This window comes from Nocardia acididurans (assembly GCF_016741815.1).
GTDB lineage: Bacteria > Actinomycetota > Actinomycetes > Mycobacteriales > Mycobacteriaceae > Nocardia > Nocardia acididurans.
Genome location: NZ_JAERRJ010000019.1, coordinates 65749 through 88314, shown reverse-complemented (window position 1 = coordinate 88314; position 22566 = coordinate 65749). Strand labels below are relative to the sequence as shown.

Genomic DNA, 22566 nt, shown 5'->3' with positions numbered 1-22566 from the left:
GGCGGTTGATGGTGGGGGCCGTCCCACCGGTGGGAGCGGTCGGGTGGTTAGCTGTCGGAGACGGCTTCGGCCAGTTCGGTGTCGAGGTCGAAGGATCGGGTGACCAGGCGGGTCGTGATGTCCGCGGCGAGCTGGCCGGGGATGGTGCGGGCCCGGTCGAGTTGGTCGATCAGAGCGGCGCGGTCGGCGGGGGTGTGGTCGGAGGCGCGGTAGGTTTCCCAGACGGTGCGTCGTAACAGGTCGAAGAAGCGGTGTGCGACGCGGTCGCAGTCGGCGCTGAGGCGTTCGATCTCGGTGATGGCCTCGGTGGCCGAGACGCCGATCGCGATCAGTTGGTCCAGCGAGCGCACCAGTTGCCAGTCGGCCAGGCGGTACGTCGTGGCATCGAGGGGCTCGTACAGTCCGAGGGCGACGACGCGGGCCAGCGCGTTGGGGACGTCGTCGAATCGTTCCTGCAGGTCGACCGCGGAGATTGTGCCGTCGGCCGTCGGCGCTTGGGTTGGTGTGCCCTCGCTGTCGGAGACGCCGAGCACGTCGCCGAGGTCGTCGCCGCGGTCCCAAGCTTCGAGAAGCTCACGGATTCCGTTGAGTTTGATACCGCGTTCGAGAAGTCTGCCGATGGTGCGGACCCGTGCGAGATGGTCGTGGCCGTAGTAGCCGGTTCGGCCTTTGACCTGGGGAGGAGGCAGGACTCCTCGTTCGTGGTACACCCGCAGACTGCGCACGGTGGTACCTGCTTCGCGCGCCAGTTCATCGATGGTGTACTCCGCTGTGGCCATAACATCAAGCAAACCATATCCACGGGCAAACGACGATTGTCGTCTGTGACGATGGCACGTATGCGCACTTGAATGGCGATCCATTGACTATGGGGCCGGTCGTGGGTTCCGCTCGTAATAGGCCTCCCGCCAGTGGGAATCGGTCGTAAGTGAGCGTCCTTAATCTTGGGTGATGGTTTCGCCGTTCGAATCGCGGCTCAGCGCGATGGAGCGTGAGCGCGCGCTGCAGGAGTTGTCGGCGCATCTGGTCGAGGGCCGTTTGGACGCCGGTGAGTTCGACGAGCGGTGCATGCGGGTCGGCGCGGCGCGCACTCGCGGCCAACTCGCCGACATCTTCCTGGATCTGCCCGGCTACGGTGGCGACGTGCCGAATCTGACCCGTTCCTCGGCGCAACTGGTGGTGGCGGCGGGGATGGCCGTCGTGGCGCTCGGGTTGCTGCTGTTGACCGGCAGTTGGTGGTGGTTGTCGATCCCGTTGTGTGCGTTCGTGGTGCTGGCGGTGCGCCGCCGCGGGTGAGGGGGTTCACCACCAGGTGCGGGGGCGCACGAGGTTGGCGAGGTCGACGAGGTTGTAGCGGTGCCATCGGTTCGGGGCGGTCGCGGCCAGGGCACGTAACCCGTTTTCGAGTTCACGGCGCAGTCCGGTGTCGGTCATGGGTGAGCCGAACAGTGTGCTCGCCGGTGTGTGCTCGCCGGTGCTGTGCAGCCAGGCCAGTGCCGCGGCGGTGATCAGGACGCGACTGGGCAGTGCGCGCGGATCGTCGGAATGAGCGCGGGCCCGTTCGGCTGCTTCATGCAGGTCGGCCGCGGTCAGGTGTGCGGGCGCGCGCATCACGAGGAGCATCGCGGCGCTGAGCCGGGCCAGGCTGTACCAGCGCGAGTTCTCGGGCACCTCGTCGAGGACGGCCACGGCGGCCAGGGGCTGTGTGGCGGTGTCGAAGTGGCGTGCGAGGCCGAACGCGGCGCTGACCATGGCGTGATTGGTGCGCCATGCCGTGCGATAGTGCCGGCGGGCAAGGCTCGCCCACTCGGTGTCGTTCGAACCTTGGGCGTGGAGTTCGGCCGTGACCGCGAGAGCCAGGGCGGCGGTGATCTCGCCCGGCAGGATGTCGTGAACGGTGTCGAAGTATCGGTGTGCGTGCTGATAGTCGTGACAGAGCAGCGCCAGGACACCGTCGAACCAGTCGGTTCGCCAGTCCGGGGGTGCGGTCCGCAGCACGGCGAGCAGGTCCCGGGCGGTGTCGGTGTCACCGCGGTCGAGGTGGGCGCGCACGGCGATCAGGGTGGCTTCATGGGCGTAGGAAGGCGGTGCGCAGATCGATCCGGTGCCGATGTGGTCCTGGTGGTGGCGCAGGGTGTCGAGGACGTGGGCGGGTGAGGCGTGCAGCAGGGGGGAGAGCAGATCGGCGCAGGGGTCTTCGATGTCGAGCAGTGGAACCGGGAGCGCGGTGACGATGTCACGCGGATCGAGCACAGTCGGACGCGGGGTGCCGTCGGTCATGGTGTCCAGGGGCGCGACGAGGCTGTGCATGCCGAAATCGCCGCGTGGGGCGCTGAACTCGCTCGAGATCTGGGGATGTTGCTGGTGGGTGTCGTGGGCCAGGACGGTGCGCAAGACGCCGGCCATTTGGGTGTACATGGCCTGGGCGGAGGGGAAGCGGCGGGCGGGGTCGGGGTGCAGGGCCCGGCGCAGCAACCGGTGCAGGGACGGGAAGCGTTGTAGCAGCGGTGCGTCCAGTGGGTCGGGGAGTTCGTCGGTGCGCGCGGCGATGGGCAGGATCAGCACCGCGAGGGTGCGTCCGACGGTGTAGATGTCGCTGGCGACGGTGGGGCCGGTGTCGGTGATCTCGGGTGCCATGAATCCGGGGGTGCCGTAGATGGCGCCATAGGAGTCCATCGCGGCGACCGCGCCGAGGTCGATGAGTTTGACCTCGTCTTCGCTGACCATGATGTTGTCGGGTTTGAGGTCGTTGTAGGCCAGCCCGAACGAGTGTAGGTAGTCCAGGGCGGGCAGCACTTCCATCAGGTAGGCCAATGCTTCGGCGACCGGGAGGCGCTCGGGTGTGCGCTGGTCGAGTAAGTGTTTGAGCGAGAGCCCGCCGACGAACTCCATGATGATGTAGCCGTCGGGTGTTTCGCGGGTCGTGCGGTGCTTGACGAAGTTGAAGATCTTGACGATGCCGGGGAAGTTCATCTCGGACAGGAACTGTCGTTCGGCCAGGGCGACCACGTGCGCTTCGAAATCCTGGGGGTTCTGCAGGCCTTTGAGCACGACCCAGCGGTCGCTGACATTGTGGTCGATGGCGAGGTAGATCCAGCCCAGGCCGCCGTGGGCGATACACCCGCGGATCTCGTACTGGTCGGCGATCAGGTCACCGGGTTCGAGAGTGGGCCGGAAGTTGAAGGCCGAGCCGCAGGTGGCGCAGCTGCCGGTGGTGGCGGCGGGGGTGTCGTCGCTGGCGCGGCCGACAGGGTGCTGGCATTGCCAGCACAGCCGTTTGTGTTCGGGCACGTCCGGGTCGGTAAGGATGGCGGCTTGCGGGTCGCGGGTGGCGACCTTGGGCATCGGCAGCAGACCTTGGCCGAGGCGGCGCACACTCGGGCGTGAGCGTCCACTGGTGGGTTCGTCGTCAGGGAACATGTCGGAGCCCGGCATCGAGGTTGCCTTGTGGGGTTCGGGGTGGGGGACGTGAGCCTCACGGCGCGCGGTAGCCCACGGCTGCGCCCCGCGCTGTAACCGCCGGGAGGCCTCGCCCCAGCGGTTGGACCAGGGGTGCGGATTCGCACGCGGTCGTTCGGTCATCCGAGCCTTCCGAATCCCTGGGAACGAAAGGCTCATTGTGGCGCGGACCCCCGGTTACGACGACCGACCCGGACTCCCCATCGCTGGGAAGCCGGGTCGGACCGGTCCTCCGGGGTCCGCGCTGGATCAGGGCGTGGGGTCGGTGGGGGCGTCGGTGTCGCTGGATTTGGCGTTGTCGACGGCCGGGCGTTGGACGAGTACGGGGAACTGGCCGGTGTGACCCTCACGTTGGGCGGCGACGGTCAGCACGTGTTTGCGGGCCAGGAACCAGCCGCCGATCATGGCGGGCACGATGATGACGGCCGCGGCCAGGACCGCGCCGCGTTGGACGGGGTCGCTGCTGGTGGCCATCAGGACGACGACGGCGACCAGGAACAGCAGTGCCGCGATGGTGGTGTAGGGGGTGCCGACGAGCCGGAAGGTCGGGCGGTCCATGCGCCCGGCCTTCCACCACTGCCACAGCCGCAGTTGGCAGAGCAGAATCGCGCCCCAGGAGGTGACGGTGCCCAGCGCCGACATGTTCAGCACGATCTCGAAGGCCTGCTCGGGGACCAGCGCGTTGAGTCCGACGCCGAGCAGCGCGACGGCGCCGGTGGCCAGGATGCCGACGTAGGGGACGCCCGAGGACGACATGCGGCGTGCCACTGCGGGAGCGCTGCCGTTCATGGCCATCGAGCGCAGGATCCGGCCGGTGGAGTAGAGGCCGGCGTTGAGGCTCGAGAAGGCCGCGGTCAGCACGACCAGGTTCATGACTGATCCCGCGCCGTTGATGCCGAGTTTGGCGAAGAAGGTGACGAAGGGGCTCTCCCCGGCGCGGAAGGCGGTGTAGGGCAGCAGCAGTGCGAGCAGGACGAGCGATCCGACGTAGAACAGCGCGATGCGGGCGATGACGGAGTTGATGGCGCGCGGCATGATCTTCTCGACGTTCTCGGCTTCGCCGGCGGCGATGCCGACCATCTCGACGGCCGCGTAGGCGAACACGACGCCGGTGGTGACCAGGACCAGAGGCAGGACTCCCGAAGGGAACAGACCGCCGTGGTCGGTGATGATCCCCACCCCGGTATCGCGGCCGTCGACGGGGAATCGTCCGGTGAGGATGACGCTGCCGACGACGAGGAATCCGACCAGTGCCACGACCTTGATCAGCGCCGCCCAGAACTCGAGTTCGCCGAACCATCGGACCGAGATCATATTGATGGCCAGCACGACGAACAGCGCGAACAGGGCGATCGTCCACTGCGGAACGGCGTGTGTGTTGGGCCAGTAGTGCACGTAGGTGGCGATGGCGGTGATGTCGACGATGCCGGTCATGCACCAGTGGAAGAAGTACATCCAGCCCACGACGAACGCCAGTTTCTCGCCGTAGAACTCACGGGCATAGGAGACGAACGAACCCGAGGACGGGCGATGCAGGACCAACTCCCCCAGTGCTCGCAGGATGAAGAACACGAAGATCCCGCAGATGGCGTAGACCAGGAACAAGCCGGGCCCGGCGCTGGCCAGGCGGCCGCCGGCACCGAGGAACAAGCCGGTGCCGATGGCACCGCCGATTGCGATCATCTGCAGCTGTCGAGGGCGCAACGCCTTGTGATAGCCGGCGTCTTCGGCCTGGAACCCGGCGTCGGTGCCGGTTCCGTCGGCTGGGGGGCGAACTGTTGTCACGGTGTGGAACCTTCCCGTCACCACCAATGAATCGCCCATCAATGTACCGTTGAATGACGTCACGTTCAATGGGTGTCAGATTATTGCCGTCGAGCCGAGTTCGACGTGCTTCGATCGGGATGGGCGCGCTCGGCGCGTTGAGCGTGTCGTCAGATAGCGATACGCTGCTCATGTCAGTTTGAGGAGGCTTCATGGCCTGGTTCGCGCGGGAGTTCATCTCGGTCCCCGACGACCGCAAGGATCAGGTCGTGTTCAAATGGCCCGATCGCGCGATCCGGCATCTGAGCCGGGTCGTGGTCGACGCCGACGAGACGGCGCTGTTTGTTCGCTCGGGCGCGGTGATCGCCACGCTGGGACCCGGTCGCCATCGCATCGACGCCGAGGCACTGCCGGGCCTGGGCGCGGTGGTCGACACGCTGACCGGTGGAAACTACTACCGGGCCGAGCTGTATTTCGTCGCGTCGCGCGAGTTCACCGGGATCCCGTTCGGCGGCCGGCTGACCGACATCACCGACCCGGTCAGTCATCAGGTGGTGAGCCTGCGCGCCTACGGTGAGTTCGCGCTGACCGTGCGCGACGCGGCACGATTGATCGTCTCGCTGGTGGGGACCGCCGATCTGGCCGACGCCCGCCGGATCCGCGAGTGGAGTGCGGCGCTGCTGCTGAAATCGCTCAAGGTCGCCGTGGCACGCGGTATCGCTGGCGGCGAGTGGTCGGTGCTGGGAGTCTCGGCCCAGCTGCCCGTCATCGAGACCGCGGTGGTCGCCGACGCGAACCGGATGCTCTTCGACTACGGCCTGCGGATCGCGCGCTTGGGCGATCTGGACATCACGCTGGTGCCAGAGGACTCGCACCGGCTCAAACAATTGGCCAAGGACCGCACCTACATCGATCTGGTCGGCGACTTCCAGCGCTACGCGGCAGGCGAGCTGGCGCTCGGGGCGGGCGCGGGCATGGCTGCGGGCTCCCCCGGTGCCGACGCACGATTGGCGACCGGGCTGGGTTTCGCGGCCCTGCAACAGTTCTCCCCCGCCCCGCCACCGTGGCACGAGACCACCCCGGTGCCCGTGCAGCACGACCAGGTGTGTGGCGCGTGCGGGGCGCACGCCGCCCCGCACGCGCGATTCTGTGCGGAATGCGGGGCAGGCCTGGGAGCTCGGGTGTGTGCGCAGTGCGGTGCGGGCGTGGCCGCGCGGGCGCGGTTCTGCGCGGCTTGCGGCCACCCCACGAACGAGGACGCCCCTACAGGGTAGAGGCCGCGTGGTCGTGCGCACCGGCGACGGCCAGCACACGCCGTGCGGCCACCGCCAACGCGGTGACGTCGACAGTCGTGTCGGCCAACAGGTCGTCGACCATACGACGTGCACGGGTAACCGCATGCGTGTTCGTGCTGTGCCAGTGCTGGACCCGGGTCTGGGCGTCGAGACCGGCGTCGGTGACCCGCGCTACGTCCAGGGCGAGCGCGCGCAGTGCCGAGTGGAGATCGTCGTGGACATCGCGGCGCGCCAGCCGCTGCCACCGGTCCTCGCCCTGTGCTGTGCGGACCGCGGTGAGTAGATCGTCGATGCCGAGATGGTGGTCGAGTGCGAAGTACAGCTGCGCGACCTCGGTCGGCGGCCGACCGACCGTGTCGGCGGCGTCGACGATATCGAGCAGCGGGAACAGGTGGATCAGCCGATACACACGTTCGGCCAGCTCTGCGGGCACGCCATGTCCGGCCGCGGTGATGATCGCACGTTGGATGCGCTCGCTCGCCCTCTCTGGCAGCCACAGCTCCGATTGGCGGATCAGGAGTTGGATCGGTGCGTGGTAGCCGTTGGCGATCAGCACTCGGTGGCGGTCGGCGAGCATCCATCGCGCGGCACGTTCGAGCAGGCGAAGGGTTTCGAGTTCGAGCATATCGGCGGCATGGACCGACAGGTCGGCTGCGCGGATATCCTGCCACAGCGGGCGCAGTTCGAAGATCGCGGCGACCGCGTGGAAGACCTGGACCGCGGCCTCGGTCGACGCGTCGGTGTCGGTGAGCAGTTCGTAGACGAACTCCGGTCCGGTGGTGTCGACGAGGTCGTTCACCACGACGGTGGTGGTGATCTCACGCCGCAGCGGATGGCGGGCGATCAACGCGGCGAACCGGTCGGCGATCTCGCGTGGGAAGTAGCCCAGCAGCGCTGGTTCGAAGGCGGGGTCGTCGGGCAGGGAGCCCGCCAGCAACTCGTTCTTCAGCGCGAGCTTCGTGTGGGCGGTCAGCGTGGCCAGCTCCGGGGAGGTCAGCCCGCGCGCACCCGCGAGTCGACGGGAGATCTCGGCCGGGGTCGGCAGGGCCTCGAGGTCTCGGTCGAGGCCGTGGCAGGATTCGAGGTGGTCGAGGAGCCGGGCATGGGCGGGCAGGATGCTCGCGCCCGCGCGCCGGCTTCGTCCCAGCTGGTTGTTGCCGGCCACGGTGTTGTCGACGACCGCGGTCGCGACCTCATCGGCCAGCGCGGCGAGCAGCGGATTGCGGTCGGGTGCGGGCAGTTGTGCCGCCGAGACCGCCGCATCGAGAACGATCTTGATGTTGACTTCGTGGTCGGAGCAGTTCACCCCCGCGGCGTTGTCGACGGCGTCGGTGTTGCATCGCCCGCCCTGCTGGCAGTACTCGATGCGGGCGCGTGCGGTGAGACCGAGATTGCCGCCTTCGCCGATGACCTTCGCGCGGACCTGGTCGGCATCGACCCGCAGCGCGTCGTTGGATTTGTCGGCGACCTCGGCGTCGGATTCGGTGGAGGCCTTGATGTAGGTGCCGATTCCGCCGTTGAACAGCAGATCCACCGGTGCGGTGAGGATCGCGCGGATCAACTCCGCGGGAGTCATCGACGGTATGTGGTCGGGTATGTCGAGGGCGCGCCGCATTCGCGCGGTGAGCGGGATCTGTTTGGCGGTGCGGTCGAACACTCCCCCACCCGCGCTCACCGCACTGATGTCGTAGTCGGCCCAGCTCGAGCGGCTCTGACCGAACAGGCGGGTGCGTTCGAGGAAGGAGCGTTCCGGATCGGGGTCGGGGTCGATGAAAATGTGGCGGTGGTCGAAGGCGGCGACCAGCCGGATGGCCGAGGATCGCAGCATGCCGTTGCCGAACACGTCACCGCTCATGTCGCCGATGCCGACGACGGTGAACGGCTGATGGTCGACGTCGAGGTCGAGTTCGGCGAAATGGCGGCGCACGCTCTCCCAGGCGCCGCGCGCGGTGATGCCGATCTGTTTGTGGTCGTAGCCGGCCGATCCGCCGGAGGCGAAGGCGTCGCCGAGCCAGAACCCGTAATCGGCAGCCAGCTCGTTGGCCAGATCGGAGAAGGTCGCGGTGCCCTTGTCCGCGGCGACGACCAGGTAGGGGTCGTCGCTGTCGCGGCGTCGCACGCGGGTGGGCGCGGTGACCGCGCCGGTGGCCTGGTCGATGGAGTCCGTCAGGTCGAGCAGGGCAGCGATGAATCGGCGGTAGCATTCGCGGCCCTCGGCGAGAACAGCGGCGCGGTCGGTGCCCGCAGGCGGGTGTTTGACCACGAATCCGCCCTTGGCGCCGACCGGGACGATGACGGCGTTCTTGACCTCCTGGGCCTTGACCAGCCCCAGGATCTCGGTGCGGTAGTCGGTGAGCCGATCCGACCAGCGGATCCCGCCGCGCGCGACAGCACCGACTCGCAGGTGGACGCCTTCCACCCGCGGGGAGTAGACGAAGATCTCGAATTGCGGTCGTGGGCGGGGCAGTTCGTCGATGCGCTGCGCGTCGAGTTTGAGCGCCAACTGTTCCGCGCGGGGATCGGTGTGGTCGTAGCGGAAATGGTTGGTGCGCAAGGTCGCGCTGATGGTGGCGAGCAGTGCGCGCAGCACGCGGTCGGCGTCGAGTTCGGCGACGCTGTCGATCTCGGCGCGGACCGTGGTAGCGAGGGTCTCGACCTGATCGTGGGAGTCGGCGTCGGGGTCGAAGGCGGCGTGGAACAGATCGGTCAGTCCCCGCGCGATGGCCGGGTGGGCCGCCAGGACGCGGGTGATGGCGGCGAAGCTGTAGGGGAATCCGGTCTGGCGCAGGTACTTGGCGTAGGCACGCAGGACAAGGATTCGCGGCCAGTCCAGGCCGGCCCGCAAGACCAGGGCGTTGAGTCCGTCCACGTCGGTGCGCCCGGTCCAGGCGGTAGTGAACGCGGCGGTGAACCGGTCGCAGAGCTCCTCGCGGGAAGTCGTGTCGAGACTTTCGAGCGGTCGCGGGATCGCGAGGTCGCCGGTGAGGTCGGAGCGCACGCTGAAGTCGTAGATCCACGCATCGCGATCGGGGCCGAGCGTGATGCGGTAGGGGCGTTCGTCGAGCACCTCGACGCCCAGGCTCTGCAGGACCGGCAGAACGCGACTGAGCGAAACTGCCTCGCCGACCACATAGAGGGTGAACCGCCACAGGCCCGCGCCGGTATCGACGCGAGGCCGCAGGTCGGTCGTGATCTGCCCTGGACGCAGAGCCGTCAGGCGACGCAGGTCGTCGAGCGCGCGCTGGGGTGGATGTTCCTGCTGATAGGTGAGCGGAAACCGCACCGGCGCGGTCCCCTCGGGTGTGACGAAGGTGGGGTCCGCGGCGGCGAGCGCGCCGAATTGGTCGCTCCACGTGCGTGTGGCGGCGAAGAGGGCTTGCTCGAGGCGTTGCTGAGCGGGCACCGACAGGTCCGCGGGTGGACTGCCCGGGATGCGATGCACGGTGAAATGCACGACGGCCAGGTCGAACTCGGTGACACGGGCCGAGTAACTGATGTGCTCGCCGCCGAACTCCAGATACAGGATCTGCTCCATGCGTTCGCGGACCGCGCTGGTGTAGCGGTCGCGCGGCAGATACAGCAGGCAGGAGACCGTGTCGGAGTGCTCGCGCACGAAGGTCCGCACGCGCGTACGCAGGTCGGTGTTCATGACGGCGGTGACGATGTCGAACAGCTGCGTGGTGTCGGTGCGCAGCAGTTCGGCGCGCGGGTAGGACTGCATCACCTCGAGCATCGCCTTGCCGGAGAACGAGTTGGGTTCGAATCCCGACCGGGCGATCACCTCGCGGGCACGACGCGAGACCAGCGGGATGTCGAGGATGTTCTCGTGCACGGCCGCACCGGTGAAAGTACCCAGGAATACCCAGTCACCCGTGGTGGTGGCCACGGAGAGCACGTAGAGGCCGGGCGCGCCGGGCAGCAGGGTGTTCACCGATCCCGCTGACAGATGCAGGGCCGGACGGCTGGTGTCGTGGGCGGGAAGTTCGACCCTCGCGCTGGCGTGCGGGCCGAGCATGCCCAGTCCGGTGGAGTGGGTGGCGTCCGGTTCGTCCGGGTGGGTGGCCCCGAGCAGGGTGAATCGTGAGTCGGCGAGCCATCGCAGCAGTTCGGCCTGCTCGCTGGACTCGGGATCGTCGGACGCAGTCGCGTCGAGGGCGTCGGCGGCCGCGCGCAGGGCCGCGATCATGGCCGGGGTGTCGGTGGCCACGGTCCGCAGATCGCGAAGCAGTGCCGGCAGGGCGGTTTCGATGGTGTCGAGGGTGGTGTCGGTGGTGGTGGGGCCGAGTTGGATGTGGATCCAGGACTCGGCTGCGGTCGAGCTGTCGCCGAGGGCGTGCTCGAGGGTGATGGCCTGCAGTGTGCCGTCTTCGGCGCGGGAGACGTCGAAGACGGGGTGAACGATGTCGGTGATCTCCGCGTCGAGTCGCCGCAGGGCCGAGGTGATCGCGTCGACGAGCAGGGGCATGTCGTCGTTGACGATCTGTACGGCGGGGCCGAGTGCGGTGTCGTGCCCGCCACGGTGAACGCGCAGCGCGGCGTGGCCAGGGATGCGGTGGGTTCCGAGGTCGAGGTGGTTGCGCAGGATGGCGTCTGTGCGCTGGTCGGTGGCGGCGGTGGCGGGGTGTAGCCAGCGGAAGTAGGCCGCTTCCACGGAGGGGAGATTGTCCAGGAAAGACTCTCTGTTCCTGTGGTCGTGGCTTGTTGCCATGATGTGTCGCACCTTCCAACGCCCGCGCGTTACTCGAATAATGTGCCGTTAAATAACGGTACACCATTCGTGTAGATGGTGGTCAGGGGAGCAGGCCGGCGCGACCGAGGAACGTCCAGCCCGCGTCGGCGCTGACGAAGGGACTGGTGTCGATCCGCAGCCCGCTCCGCGATTGCGCATACCACACGCTGGTGGTCGGTCCCGTCGCGACGAATGTCCCTTCACCGTCGAGCCTCACCGCGCCGTTGACGCGCCACCGCGCCAGCGTGTCGGCCAGCGGGGCGGGCGCGACGAGCCGGGCATCGAAGGTGAGCGGTTTACCGCCGGTCAGGTCGCCTTCCAGCAGCGCATCCTCAGGGGTGAGGACACACCGTTGGACCCCGGCGTCGACGGGCGTGCACGTGGCGGCGCTGCGCAGTTGCTTGGGCAGCGCCGCCACGATCGGGGACACGCCGGGCGTGGTGAACATCAGCTCGCAGCCCGCCAGCGACCGCAGCGCCACCCAGCCCAACGCCGCGGCGGTGAGGATGGTCACGACCACCGCGCGCCAGCGCGGTCGCGCACGCGCGGTCAGCAGTGCGAGCAGTCCACTGCCGACCGTCGTCGCTGTTGAGGGCGTCGGCGCCGTGGGCGGGTCGGGCTCGTGGGAGGTGGTGTGCTGGGTCAGCGGCGCCCCGCAGTGCTCACAGGCCGTGGCCGCGTGCCCGATGACGTGACGGCAGAACCGGCAGATCGATTCCATGGCGGTCTCTCAGGTTCCGGTTATGACGATCGAGGAGATCGCGGTGGTGTTGATCGAGGGTTCGCCGCTGGATTTAAGAATGGTCAGGAAGATCCGTGAGGCACGCACGGGCGGGTCGAACATGGTCACTACTTGTGTGCGCTGGTCGAGGGTTTCCTGGGTGTAGGTCGTGGCCGCAGGGTCGTTGAAGCGGTAGGACACTCGACTGGCGGTGCGGTAGCGGGTCCACTGGTCGGTTCCGTCGGCGGCGATGTGGTCCCAGCCCGGCACGATCGCGATGCTGGCGACGTCGTAGGTGCCGCCGAGGTCGATCCGAAGGACTTGTCCGTCGAGGCGGAACGCCCGCTGGCACGACCAGGCTTTGCCGGGTGTGCCTTCGAAGGCGTCGATGCCGGGGGTGCTGCCGGGCGGGCATTTCGACTCGGCGGCACGGATATGGATCTGGGAGCCCTGTGCGGGTGGTGCGGTCGTGGGCGGCGACGTGGTGGGCATCGGTGCCGCGGTGGCCGATTTGGTGGCCAGCGGGTCCGAGCGTGGTTGCGGGTCGGGACCGGCGATCCAGGCGATCAGTATGGCGAGGGTGATCGCGGCGGCGATCAGCAGCAGCGGGCGGGCGCGCCGACTGGTGAGCAGGGTGCGCGTACGCGCGCGGGCGGCGTCCAGGCGTGAGTTGTGCTCACCGCGTCGGGGCGGGGCCGGTTCACCGGTCTCGGATTCTTGCTCGGATTCTCGGGCGGAATTGCTCGCTGCACGCGGCAGCGCGGCGGGGGTGAACGCCGGGGCGGGAGTCTGTTCGGTGCGCCCGGCCAACAGCGCGCTGATCAATTCCCCGGCGTGGTTGCGCTCGGCGGGATCCTTCGATGGTTGCCGGGGGGTCGCTGCGTGTGGATCCGGTCCAGCGGATGGGCCGTCGAGGTCTGGCGCGGGCAGGGCGGCGGGGTCGGGCGCCGGTGGTGTGGGAGCGTCCAATGTGGTGTCGGACAACAATGCCTCGAGCACCGCGCCGCGGTGGCGGAGGAAGACGTCATCGGGCTCGGCGGCCATGGCCCGGATCGTATCCACGGTGTATCCGGGTGCGACGTGGCCGTTGTTCCCCGTGGTGGGAGGCGTGTCTGGTGAGGCTCAGCTGCGCTGGTTGGAGGTGACGAAGTACTCGGGGGGTACATCGAAGACCCGCGCGAGGGCGATGATGAGGTCGAGGCGAGGGATCGCGTCGCCGTGGATGAGTCGGTAGAGGCCCGATTGTGAGACCGGGACGTCGGGGTAGGCGAGTTCGAGGTGCTGGGCGAGCGCGTAGAGAGTCAGCGAACGGGTGGAGCCGTCCTCGGTGGAGACGACCGACTCGGCGATGAGTTCGGCCAGGCGGGTGGAGAAGATCGTCGCGGCGATCTGACGCGGCGTCGGCGCGTCCTGGACCGCCGGGCTCGTCTCGTTGTTGTCTGGTTGGGACTGCGGTACCACAGTGACGGACATTACCGTGAGTCTCCGCTGTTCACCGCCGGATCAGGCGTCTGGTATGGGATTGCTGCAGCATCGCTGGAAGTCGCGGGTTCGGTGCTGTCGGGCTGAGACGGGTGCAGTGATTGGACGTAGCGGGTTTCGCCGCGAGGCTCGATCAGGTCCACGCGCACCGTCCGCATCGGAATGCTGACCTCGACGGTGCTGTCGCCGATCTGCTCGATCGCCAAGTCCACGTCCCGGGGGCTGGGCTGGTCGGGGGCGGTGATGGTCAGGGTGGTCGGTGCCGGGGAGGCTTGCGGTGACACCTGGTCGAAGACCGCGATCGTCGCCGGCGTCGTGGGCGTTGTGGCGTGGTCGGGGTCGCCGGACGTGGCCAGTCGCAGCGATCGGTGATCTCCCAGAGCCTTGACCAGGCGTTCCCAGCTCGCGGGTCGGTCGGTGTGGATTTCGACGTCGGCGCCGACGACGGCGGCGCGCAGCACGATCTGCTGAGCGATGGGCAGCTCGGCGTGTACGTCCACGGTCCGTCGCCGGGGGTGGTAGTGCACGGGGTCGAACAGCGGCAGCGCCAGGGTGTGGTTGCGGTGTCCGGTGATTGCGCCGAGGACTTGTCCGTTGGGGCCGATGGTGACCTGCAGGGGCGGTTCGGTCGGGTCGTGGTCGTGATCGAGGGTGCGGGTGGGTAGCGCGTGCACGACGGTGGGGGTCGGGAGCGTGGCCAGCAGGGCGGTCGACTGGTGGCCGGTGAGCAACCGCAGCGCCGACTCGGCCGGTAGGTCGGTGTCGGTGGGGGCGATGTAGCGGACCAGCACTCGCGGGGCAAGCCGCTTTCGCAGGCTGACCACGACGGTGGTGGAGCCGGTTTCGTGGGTCCAGTAGTGGTCGAGGTCGGTGGGAGCGGCGGTGGTGGAGTCGAGTTCGTAGACGGTGACTGCGCGGCCGGTGGCGCGGCAGTCCAGCCGTCCCCAGCGTTCCTTGAGGCTGTCGAGCACGATGCCTTCGTGCAGTAGCTGGGTGGCTTCGACGACGGCGTCGGTGGGCAGAGGGTGTGCGGCGATACCGGCTTCGCGCAGGCGCGCGGCGATGCGCTGGGCGGCCGTGGCCAAAGCGGTGGGCGCAGTGCGCGCGGTGGGGCCTCGGCGTTGGAGTTGGCGCAGGTTGGTGTGCAGATCCAGGCGCAGCACCAGCCAGGTCAGGCGCTGTCCTACGACGGGGCGCGGGCCGATGAGCTGGCCGTAGAGGTCGCCGTAGCTGCCGATCTGGCGCACGCGTCGGCCGGTGGTGACGATGTCGATGTCGATGCTCAACCCGTACTGCTCGCACAGGCGCGCGAGCAGGTCGGTGTCGAGGGTGTCTTCGGTGTAGATCGAGTCCTCGCCGATGACGGTCGGCAGGTCGAGATTGGGGGCGACCTGGATCATGGCCAGTAGCGCCGAGTCGGTGACGCCGATGGCGCACGATCCGGCCGGCACGGTCACATCCGTCCAGCGTGGTGCCTGCAGTCGTTGTCGTGCGCGAGCGGTGCGTCCGGCGTGGAAGCGCGCCGCGTCGAGCGTCCACCGGACCGGGGTCCGGCCACGGATCTGCCATCCGAGGCACAGCAGCACGACACCGATCACCAGGGCGGTGCCCCACCAGGGGATTCGGCCCACTATGACGGTGAGGACCGGGCTGCCCACCAGGATCGCTGCCGCGACAGGGCCGCCTTCGGGTCCGGCCATGACCGTGATCGGCGGGTTCATCGTCGTCTCCGCAGCGACCCCGCGGTCGCGGTGCAGACCGCGGCCAGCAGTGACAGCCCGACGACCAGGGCCGTGGCGGTGACCGGTCGGGTGTCGCGGGCCCGCGCCGGTGCCGGCAGCGCGAACTGTGCGGGTTGCAGCGCCGAGCCCGCGTCTGCGGGTGGGGTGCGGGCGCTGAGCGCGGCGAGGGGGTCGATGACACCGGCGCCCACGGTGTTGTCGGTCCCGGGTGCCGGCGCGTGGGCGGTGGCGATCAGTCGCTGGGTGATCTGGGCGGGCGACTCGGCCGGGTAGCGTGAGCGCAGCAGTGCCGCGACACCGGCGACATAGGCTGCGGCGAACGACGGGCCCCCCACCGCGCCCAGACTGCCGGGGGCGCCGACTCCGTTGATGAGCCCACCGCCACCGGGTCCCAGCGATTCGATGCCGGCGCCGGGCGCGGCGAGCGAGATCCACGGTCCGGTCAAGGTGTCCGACAAGGGGGTTCCGGCCGCGGTGGTAGCGGCGACGGTCAGCACCGCGGACGTGAACCATCCCGGCGCGGAGATCGTGGCGACGTCGCGCCAGTTGCGGGGATCGGTGGTGGAGACGGGATCGGGCGCGGGGTTCTGCGCGCATTCGCCCTCGGCTGTTCCGGCACCGGCGATGATCAGCGCTCCCCGTTCGAAGGTGGCGTACCCGATCGCCGCGGACAGCATCGCCTGGTCCACGCCCAGTTGGGCGGGCACGCAGACCGGCAGTGGGACGAGGATGACGTGCGCGCCGGAGTTGGCGGCACGCGTGATCGCGCGGGCGAGGGTGCGCAGGTCGAGTGCGATCTGCTCGGCGCGGTCGGTGGATCCGGGTCGCTCGACGGTGAACGCACCCGACCGCAGGCGTATCGACAGCAGTTGCGCATCGGGAGCGACGCCGAGGAAGGGGTCCCCGGGGTCGGCGGCGGCGGCGATGATCCCGGCGATCAGTGTGCCGTGCGCATCGCAGTCGAACAGACCGTCCCCGTCGGGGAGCACGAAGTCGCCACCTGCGCTGAGTGTGGGAAGGCGCGGTTGCGCGCTGATACCGGTGTCGAGGACCGCCACGGTCACCCCGGCACCGCGGGTCAGCGCGCGGGCCGCAGGCAGGTCCAGGGTGAGTTCCGGTGGCGGAACCCGGCTCAGGTCGCTGTCGGGCAGGACACCGGTGGCCAGACATCCCTTGTCTTGACGCATGGGGAACTCCGGCCCGGTCGCGTCGGTCGGGGCCGGGCCGGTGAGAACCTCGGGGGGCGCGATCGCGGTGGCGGGCGCGATGGTGAGCCCGAACAACAACGCGCAGACCAGGACCGAGGCGGCGGTGGCGGAGCCCATCAGATCCTCCGCATCGCGGTGTAGAGACCCATGATCCAGAACGCGAGGACCGGGACGGCGACGATGAGCGCGTACTCGATCAGGTCGATGACCCGGCGCGTCACCGGGGAGAGTCGCCGGCCCGGCAGCGACGCGGCCGCGAACGCGGCCACCGCGGCGGCGATGGCGAGGCACCCGAGGACCAGGATCCGCCCCTGTGCTGTCGTGTATGCGCACACGAGCACCGCCGACAACCCCAGCACGGTACTGGTCGCGGCGGTGAGCAGCGCGATGGCTTGCACCCGGTCGGGATACCAGCGAGCACGCATGGCCAGGATTCCCGCGATCGCGAGTGTCACGAGGATCTCCCGGATCCCGCCGGGGCTGGCGGCGGCGCAGACGATCGCGGACCCGGTCAGCAGGACCGCCACGGCGACGATCAGCCCGCGCAGGTGCAGCACGGCCAGGCGCGCACGGGTCTCGAAGTCCACGGCGGCACGATCGGGATCGTGATCATCGTCGGGGTCGGCGGTGCCGCGCGCGGTCTCGGTCTCGAACAGATCGTTGAGGGTGGCCGGGGAGACCGCGTTGCCGGGGTCGGGAAGATCCGGTGGCCGGATGCGCGCCAACGCCATGGCGAGCCGGGGTGCGAGGGTCAGCAGGATCAACCCGGCGACCATCGTCCCAGCGAACACTTGGCGGGGTGCGATCGTGGTCAGCGCCAGCACCATCGACACCGTTGACAGGACCAATCCCAGGACGGTGAGTGCGGTGAGTGCGGCCGTCGCGGTCCCGGTGAGCCGGTTGGCCCCGATGGCGGCGAGGACGACGATCACCGATCCCGTGGTCAGGTTGGCGGGCCCGAACGGCCCGGGATGGCCGTACGCGGTGGGTACGAGCATGGCCGTGCCGCTGAACAGCAGCGGCAGCGCGGTGAGCGTCAACGCGAGCGCCACGCGCGGTGACCGGAATCGGCGTCGTGCGGCGACGGCCGCGCCCCAGGCAAGTGCGCCGAGCAGCAATGCAGGTAGGGCGCCGGTGAGGATCGACCCGGAGCGGGTCCAGTCCCAGGTGAGCAACGCGGTGATGGCGAATGCGGTGGTGGCGAGGATGTAGGAGCCGACGATGGTCGCTGTGGGCGGGTCGAACTCGGCGAACTCGCGGTCGTTGATGACGGCCAACGCGTCGGTGATGTCTTCGACGACGGGGGTGAAGACCTCGGGTGAGTCGACCGTGGTCAACGCGAGTACCGCGCCGTCGGCGATATCGTGATCGGCCAGGCACCGCCAGCGAGGCATCGGGTGGTCGCCGGGACGCGCCAGACTCCATTGACCGTGCTCAGGGGTGAAGTCGACGGTGTCGTCGTCGATGGCTTCGGTGAGCACCGTGACCAGGTCATCGATGAAGGTCTCGATCGTGAACGTGGTGGGCAGCACGACATCAACCTGGTAGGAGGCGGCCAGGACCGCGACCCGCGCGGTGTCGACCTCGGCGCTGCGGGCGGGGTCGGCTGTGGGGTCGGTGTCGGTGCGGGTGGCGGTCGAGGCGGTCACGAGCGGCCCCGATCGGTGTCGGCACTGTCGTGGTGGACGACGGTGAACCCGGGGAACTCGTCGGCCAACCCGGCGGCGAGCTCTTCGAGTGCCACGCGGGTGGGTTCGCGGAGTCGACGCAGGTCGATCTCGCCTCCTTCGGCCAGATGCGGGTCGTAGGGCAGGATCAGACTGGGTCGTCCCACCGCCGTGAACAGATCGGTCACCGTGTCGGAGGAGACCGCGGGCTTGCCGGGATGCTGGTGGACAACCGCGATCAACGAGTGCCGGACCAGCCGTTGGTAGCCGTGCGCGCCGAGCCAGTTGAGGGTCGCCGCCGCGCCGGTGAGCCCGCTGACCGTGGCCGGGGTGGTGATCACTGCGGCGTCACAATGCTGCAGGACGGTGCCGGTCGTGGAATCGAGAACATCGGTGTGGCAGTCGATCAGCAGCAGACTGAAATGACGGCACAGGATGTCGGCGGCGGCGAGATACTCCTGCCCAGTCAGGGCCTGGCTGTTCTCGGTGCTCCACGGCGCGGCGATGGTGGCCAGGTCGGCGGAGTTGATCGACAAGTAGGCCTGTACGGCGGCGAAACTGGCGTGGCGGTCGGCGCGTGCGAGGTCGCGCAGTGTCAACCCGTACGGGTGGCGGCGGGTGCGGGTGGCGAGGTCACCGAAATGTGGGCTCGCGTCGACCGCGCCGACCCGGTCGGGACGCAGGTGGGCGAAGGTCGATCCCAGCGCGGCGGTGGTGGTGGTGCGCCCCACTCCCCCTTTGACGCTGATCACCGCGACGCGATAGGTCTCGACCAGCCGCCGGCGGATTCGTTCGCGGCGGTCGTCGACTGCTTGCTCGGCTGCGGAGAGCGCGAATCGGAATCCGACCTTGTTAAGTGCACCGCGAACACCACGTTGTGATTGCAGGGCAACAGGTTTCGCCGCACCGACACCCGACAGCAGCTCAGCGGTGACGATTGTTGCCGGAAGCGGAGGCTCGACGATCGCGGGAGTGCGTCGCGTGGAAGCGGCGAGTTCGGCACTGTGTCGTGTCGACGGGAGACCAGTGAAGTCGGTGTGAGCGTCCGCGGGGACGACGACGGGAGCGGGAGGGCCGACGGTCGGTGCACTAGTGGCGTGGCCTGTGTCGGGTGCGGTGTTCGCGTGCTGCTCGGCGTCGAAGAACGCGTCGTAGCCACCGCGGGATCCGTGGTTCGCGGCTCGGTTGTGTGGTGTGGCTGCGTGGCTCACTGGGTGTCGCCCCTCTCACGACGGTGTGCTCAGTCGCTGCGTGTGGTGTCGAACCAGCTGCGCCTGGGCAGCAGTTCGATGAGCGCGGCGATTCCGGTGGCGACGGCGGCGTCATCGCCCCGGGTGTAGGTGGACCATCGGCCTCCGTCCATGGCGAGACTCGGGGTGACCACGATCCGTCCGAGCGGGGTGTCGAGCACCGCCAGGCTGAATTCGGGACGTGCTGTTTCGCCGTCGTGGTGTTCGATCACGACGATCTCGCCGCGTCGACGGATAGCGTCCATCGCTTTGGTGAGAACCGCAGCGGTGTGTGCGGTCGCGCCGAGCCCCAGCAGTGCCCGGCGTCGTTGTTCGGGTTCGCCGGGTACTGCGGCGAATTGTTCAAAGGTCGCCGACATGGTCTCGAATCCCAGTGGCGGGCACGGTCCGAGCGCGGCCAGGACCGCCGCAGTGATAGTGGCGAGGTGTCGACCGGTGTGGAAGATCGGTTGAATCACCACACGGTCGTCACAGCGGACCGCGAGCACATGGTCGTTGCCAGCACGAACGAGTGACAGTCGGAGCATTGCCGTCAGCTCTGCATTGTCGTTCAGGTCGGCGATGTGGGCGATGAGCTCGATATCGGGCCGATGCAATTTGCGCAGCCACTTCTCGACCTCGGGGTGGACACCGTCGGTGCCGACAACACCGGCTTGTGTCAGCTCGTGGACAACGACTTCGTGTACCCGTCGCTGGTCGTCGGGGTGGGCGATGTTCGGCACTAGCGCCAGCACGGCTGGGTAGTGGTCGATTCCCGTCAACGACTGCAACGCGAGGGCTGCGTCGACGCCGATGTCGATGACAACGGGCTCGTCGGGGTGTGCTGGTGTGAGGTTCGCGTCCACCAGTCGCCGGCCTGCAGAGCCCGTGTCCTTCGAGTTCATCGCTCGCATCTAGCTGAAGCTGTCGCCCAGCCGGTTGTCGAGGGTCTGCATGTTGCCGTGGCTTGCCAGTTCCCTTCGGATCACATTCTCAAGGTTGTCCAGGCCCGCTGTGAACTGCTCGAACGCGGTGTTGTGTCCATCCATGCGCTGGTTCCAGCCGGTGGCGGTCGCGCCGAAGAAGCTCTGGTTCAGCTGGCTACGCAACTGACGGAGGTCCTCGGAGTTGCTGCTCTTGATACTGGCGTTGTATCCCTGCAACTCGTCCAACAGTTGGCTGATTCGCGCGAAGTCGAACAGCAGGTGGTCGTGAGACATCGGTGTACTCCTATCTGGTGGCGGTGTCGTCAATGCCGCTAGCGGGCAGTGATCTGGCTGGTGTCGATCGTTGCCGATACCGGTGCAGGTGCGTCCGGTACGACCGGGATGCTCGCGCCGCTCTCCTGATCGCGGCCCTCGAGCTCATCCTTGGCCTTGTTCAATTCGACGCCGGTGTTCTCGAGCCGTTGAGTGAGGTTTCTTCCCTTCTCCAACGCCTCGTCGAGCGCGCGCTGGATCGCGGTGCCGGAGGCGCCTTTGGCCGCAGCGTCGAATTGAGGCTTCAATCCCTGTACTTTAGTCAGGTCGGATCGGTGGTTATCGACTACGCTCTGTGCCTTGGTAATGGACGATTTGACTTCGGAGAGAATTGCTTCGGTTGCCATCTCTCATTCCTCTCATTCAGGGGATCGACTGCGGCACTGCTGCCGCGACGAATAGTGGGAACTGGACTTTAGATATCTGGACTAGTGGTTGGTGTCGTCGTACTCGATCACCCCCACTGCGGAGACGGGTACCAGTTCCGGGACGTCGTACTCGTCTCGGGGAGTGAAGACTCTGGCGTTCTCGTCGTCTCGATCGTGTGCACGCCGCGTCTGAGCCGCTGGGGCGGAGACGCCCCGGGGGGCTGTCGCCGGCACGAACTGGGCGGGCAGTGAGGTGGGGGCGATGCCGAACGCGGTCGCCGTTCTCGCTGCCCAGTTCGCTGGCATGCGGAACCCGGTCGAGGTCCCCGACATCGAGCTGAGCCCGCCGGTCGTCATAGCGGCCAAACCCACACCGGTCATGCTGCCGCTGTGGAGTGCGGCGAGGGTAGGTGAGTACGGCGAGGTACCGAGAAATCCGTGCTCGCTGGGGATTTCGCTGGTTTCGGTGCCCGGGTAGCCGCCGTATTCGGGTGCATGACCGTCGACCGGATTCAGTGTTCCCGGTGTGGAGGTGTCCGGTGTGGTGGGAGTTGTTGGGTTGCCGGGTGAGGTGGGTGTCGAGGGCGCAACCGGCGGGTTGGCGGGTGGGTTGGGGCCAGCACCGGGGTTCGGTGCAGGGGCGGTGGATGGGGCGGGACCGCCGCCGACAGGACCGGTGGGCATGGACATGAGGGCCTCGGGAAGCATCGAGACCCCGCCGCCGACCGCTGCTACGGGTGACACGATGTCGGGAGCGATGGTCGGTGTCGGCAGGACGACGTTGGGCACCGTGGCGCTCGCGTAGCTGTTCATCACCGCTGCGGCTTGCATCCACATGGTGAAGTAGATGCCGGTATTGATGGCGATGAATGCGTTGTTGGTTTGCATGACGTTGGTGGCGATCAGCTTGGCGGTGGCCGACTGGAGGGCCAGGATCGCCGGTAGGGGCGGCATGGCGGCGACCGCGGTGGTGTGGGCCGTCGCTTGGGTGCCCGCGCGAGTGGCTGCGAAGTCGAGTATCGCGGCCAGTTCGTGCATCCACGCGAGGTTCTTGAGGAACGCTGTCTGAGCCCGGGTGGCTGCCGGTCCGCGCCAGGTGTGCATCAGGGAGAGGACCTGGTGCTGGAGATTGGTTGCCGCGGTACGGATTTCGGTTGCCAGGACCGTGTAGCCGCCGGCGGCGTTCAGCATCGGTACGGCGCCAGGTCCCGCAGTCAATTTGAACGAGTTCACTTCGGGTGGCAGTGCCGCCCAGATCGGGAACACCGGGGTTGTCCGTTCAGAGGATGGCGGTGCCGGCGATGGCGACGTTCGCCCCGCTGGTGGCGTCGCCGAGCTGGTAGGTCGCACCGACCACCGGCAGGGTGGCGTTGGCGAGTTCCTGCTTGGTGTACCAGTCGAGTACCGCGCCGACGAGTTTGACCGTGGCCGAGGAGAACTGGGCTGCGGCGAATGCGCTCACCTCGTCGATCGCGGCGGGTACCGGTGTCATGAGGCTGGCAGCGATTGTGGTGGTGGACAGCACTGTCGCGTGATCGGCACTCATGGTGGCGCTGGTTTTGGGGAATTCTCGAGGGTCGGCTTCCACGAACATCACAATGCTCCTGTCGGACTGCGGATCTCGGATCTATCCGCGCATTCAT

At 68.1% G+C, this 22566-nt stretch carries 18 protein-coding genes; 2 read left to right on the top strand and 16 right to left on the bottom strand.

Annotation, left to right across the window (positions count from 1 at the left end):
* Window positions 1–47: 47 nt before the first annotated feature.
* Entirely contained in the window at window positions 48–779 is a 732-nt protein-coding gene (locus tag JK358_RS35855; RefSeq protein WP_201957508.1) for a MerR family transcriptional regulator, read from the bottom strand.
* Window positions 780–951: 172 nt separating this feature from the next.
* On the opposite strand from JK358_RS35855, the gene JK358_RS35850 reads away from it, so the two are divergent.
* Window positions 952–1296: a DUF1707 SHOCT-like domain-containing protein gene (locus JK358_RS35850; RefSeq protein WP_201957504.1), complete on the top strand. Its 345-nt coding sequence runs from the start codon at window positions 952–954 to the stop codon at window positions 1294–1296.
* A 6-nt stretch (window positions 1297–1302) separates the two neighbouring features.
* Here the strand turns inward: JK358_RS35850 and JK358_RS35845 are convergent, their stop codons facing one another.
* Window positions 1303–3582 carry a serine/threonine-protein kinase gene (locus tag JK358_RS35845; protein WP_232852480.1) on the bottom strand — a complete coding sequence of 760 codons (2280 nt, stop codon included), beginning with the start codon at window positions 3580–3582 and terminating at the stop codon, window positions 1303–1305.
* A gap of 126 nt (window positions 3583–3708) precedes the next feature.
* Window positions 3709–5244, bottom strand: a complete 1536-nt coding sequence (locus JK358_RS35840; RefSeq protein WP_307817899.1) for an amino acid permease — start codon at window positions 5242–5244, stop codon at window positions 3709–3711.
* 191 nt (window positions 5245–5435) lie between these two features.
* Between JK358_RS35840 and JK358_RS35835 the strand changes: the two genes are divergently transcribed.
* The gene (locus JK358_RS35835) at window positions 5436–6497 is read left to right on the top strand and encodes an SPFH domain-containing protein (protein ID WP_201957444.1); all 1062 of its coding nucleotides are present in this window, start codon (window positions 5436–5438) and stop codon (window positions 6495–6497) included.
* Here the strand turns inward: JK358_RS35835 and JK358_RS35830 are convergent.
* From JK358_RS35830 to JK358_RS35770, 13 genes are all read right to left on the bottom strand, one after another.
* Window positions 6487–11169, bottom strand: a complete 4683-nt coding sequence (locus JK358_RS35830; RefSeq protein WP_307817898.1) for an NAD-glutamate dehydrogenase — start codon at window positions 11167–11169, stop codon at window positions 6487–6489. The two genes, JK358_RS35835 and JK358_RS35830, sit on opposite strands and share 11 nt — an antisense overlap.
* 139 nt (window positions 11170–11308) lie before the next feature.
* Window positions 11309–11968, bottom strand: coding sequence for a hypothetical protein (locus JK358_RS35825; protein ID WP_201957438.1), 660 nt, complete (start codon window positions 11966–11968; stop codon window positions 11309–11311).
* Window positions 11969–11977: 9 nt separating this feature from the next.
* Window positions 11978–13012 (bottom strand): discoidin domain-containing protein, encoded by a 1035-nt coding sequence (locus tag JK358_RS35820; RefSeq protein WP_201957436.1) that lies wholly within the window; start codon window positions 13010–13012, stop codon window positions 11978–11980.
* 78 nt (window positions 13013–13090) lie between these two features.
* Complete coding sequence (locus tag JK358_RS35815) at window positions 13091–13441, bottom strand: helix-turn-helix domain-containing protein (RefSeq protein WP_201957433.1); 351 nt, start codon at window positions 13439–13441, stop codon at window positions 13091–13093.
* On the bottom strand, window positions 13441–15171 hold the full coding sequence (gene eccE, locus JK358_RS35810) for a type VII secretion protein EccE (RefSeq protein WP_201957430.1): 1731 nt from the start codon (window positions 15169–15171) through the stop codon (window positions 13441–13443). The genes JK358_RS35815 and eccE overlap by 1 nt, the downstream gene beginning before the upstream one ends.
* On the bottom strand, window positions 15168–16517 hold the full coding sequence (gene mycP, locus JK358_RS35805; protein WP_201957417.1) for a type VII secretion-associated serine protease mycosin: 1350 nt from the start codon (window positions 16515–16517) through the stop codon (window positions 15168–15170). The genes eccE and mycP overlap by 4 nt, the downstream gene beginning before the upstream one ends.
* The gene (eccD, locus tag JK358_RS35800) at window positions 16517–18049 is read right to left on the bottom strand and encodes a type VII secretion integral membrane protein EccD (RefSeq protein WP_201957405.1); all 1533 of its coding nucleotides are present in this window, start codon (window positions 18047–18049) and stop codon (window positions 16517–16519) included. Before eccD ends, mycP begins: the two co-directional genes overlap by 1 nt.
* Entirely contained in the window at window positions 18046–19278 is a 1233-nt protein-coding gene (locus JK358_RS40550; RefSeq protein WP_232852479.1) for a MinD/ParA family ATP-binding protein, read from the bottom strand. The genes eccD and JK358_RS40550 overlap by 4 nt, the downstream gene beginning before the upstream one ends.
* A 29-nt stretch (window positions 19279–19307) precedes the next feature.
* Window positions 19308–20201: an ESX secretion-associated protein EspG gene (locus JK358_RS35790; protein ID WP_201957393.1), complete on the bottom strand. Its 894-nt coding sequence runs from the start codon at window positions 20199–20201 to the stop codon at window positions 19308–19310.
* Between the two features lie 9 nt (window positions 20202–20210).
* Complete coding sequence (locus JK358_RS35785; protein WP_201957392.1) at window positions 20211–20516, bottom strand: WXG100 family type VII secretion target; 306 nt, start codon at window positions 20514–20516, stop codon at window positions 20211–20213.
* Window positions 20517–20554: 38 nt separating this feature from the next.
* Entirely contained in the window at window positions 20555–20902 is a 348-nt protein-coding gene (locus tag JK358_RS35780) for a hypothetical protein (RefSeq protein ID WP_201957389.1), read from the bottom strand.
* A gap of 81 nt (window positions 20903–20983) precedes the next feature.
* Window positions 20984–22189, bottom strand: a complete 1206-nt coding sequence (locus JK358_RS35775) for a PPE family protein (RefSeq protein WP_307817897.1) — start codon at window positions 22187–22189, stop codon at window positions 20984–20986.
* 13 nt (window positions 22190–22202) lie between these two features.
* On the bottom strand, window positions 22203–22517 hold the full coding sequence (locus JK358_RS35770) for a PE domain-containing protein (protein WP_201957386.1): 315 nt from the start codon (window positions 22515–22517) through the stop codon (window positions 22203–22205).
* Window positions 22518–22566: the final 49 nt, after the last annotated feature.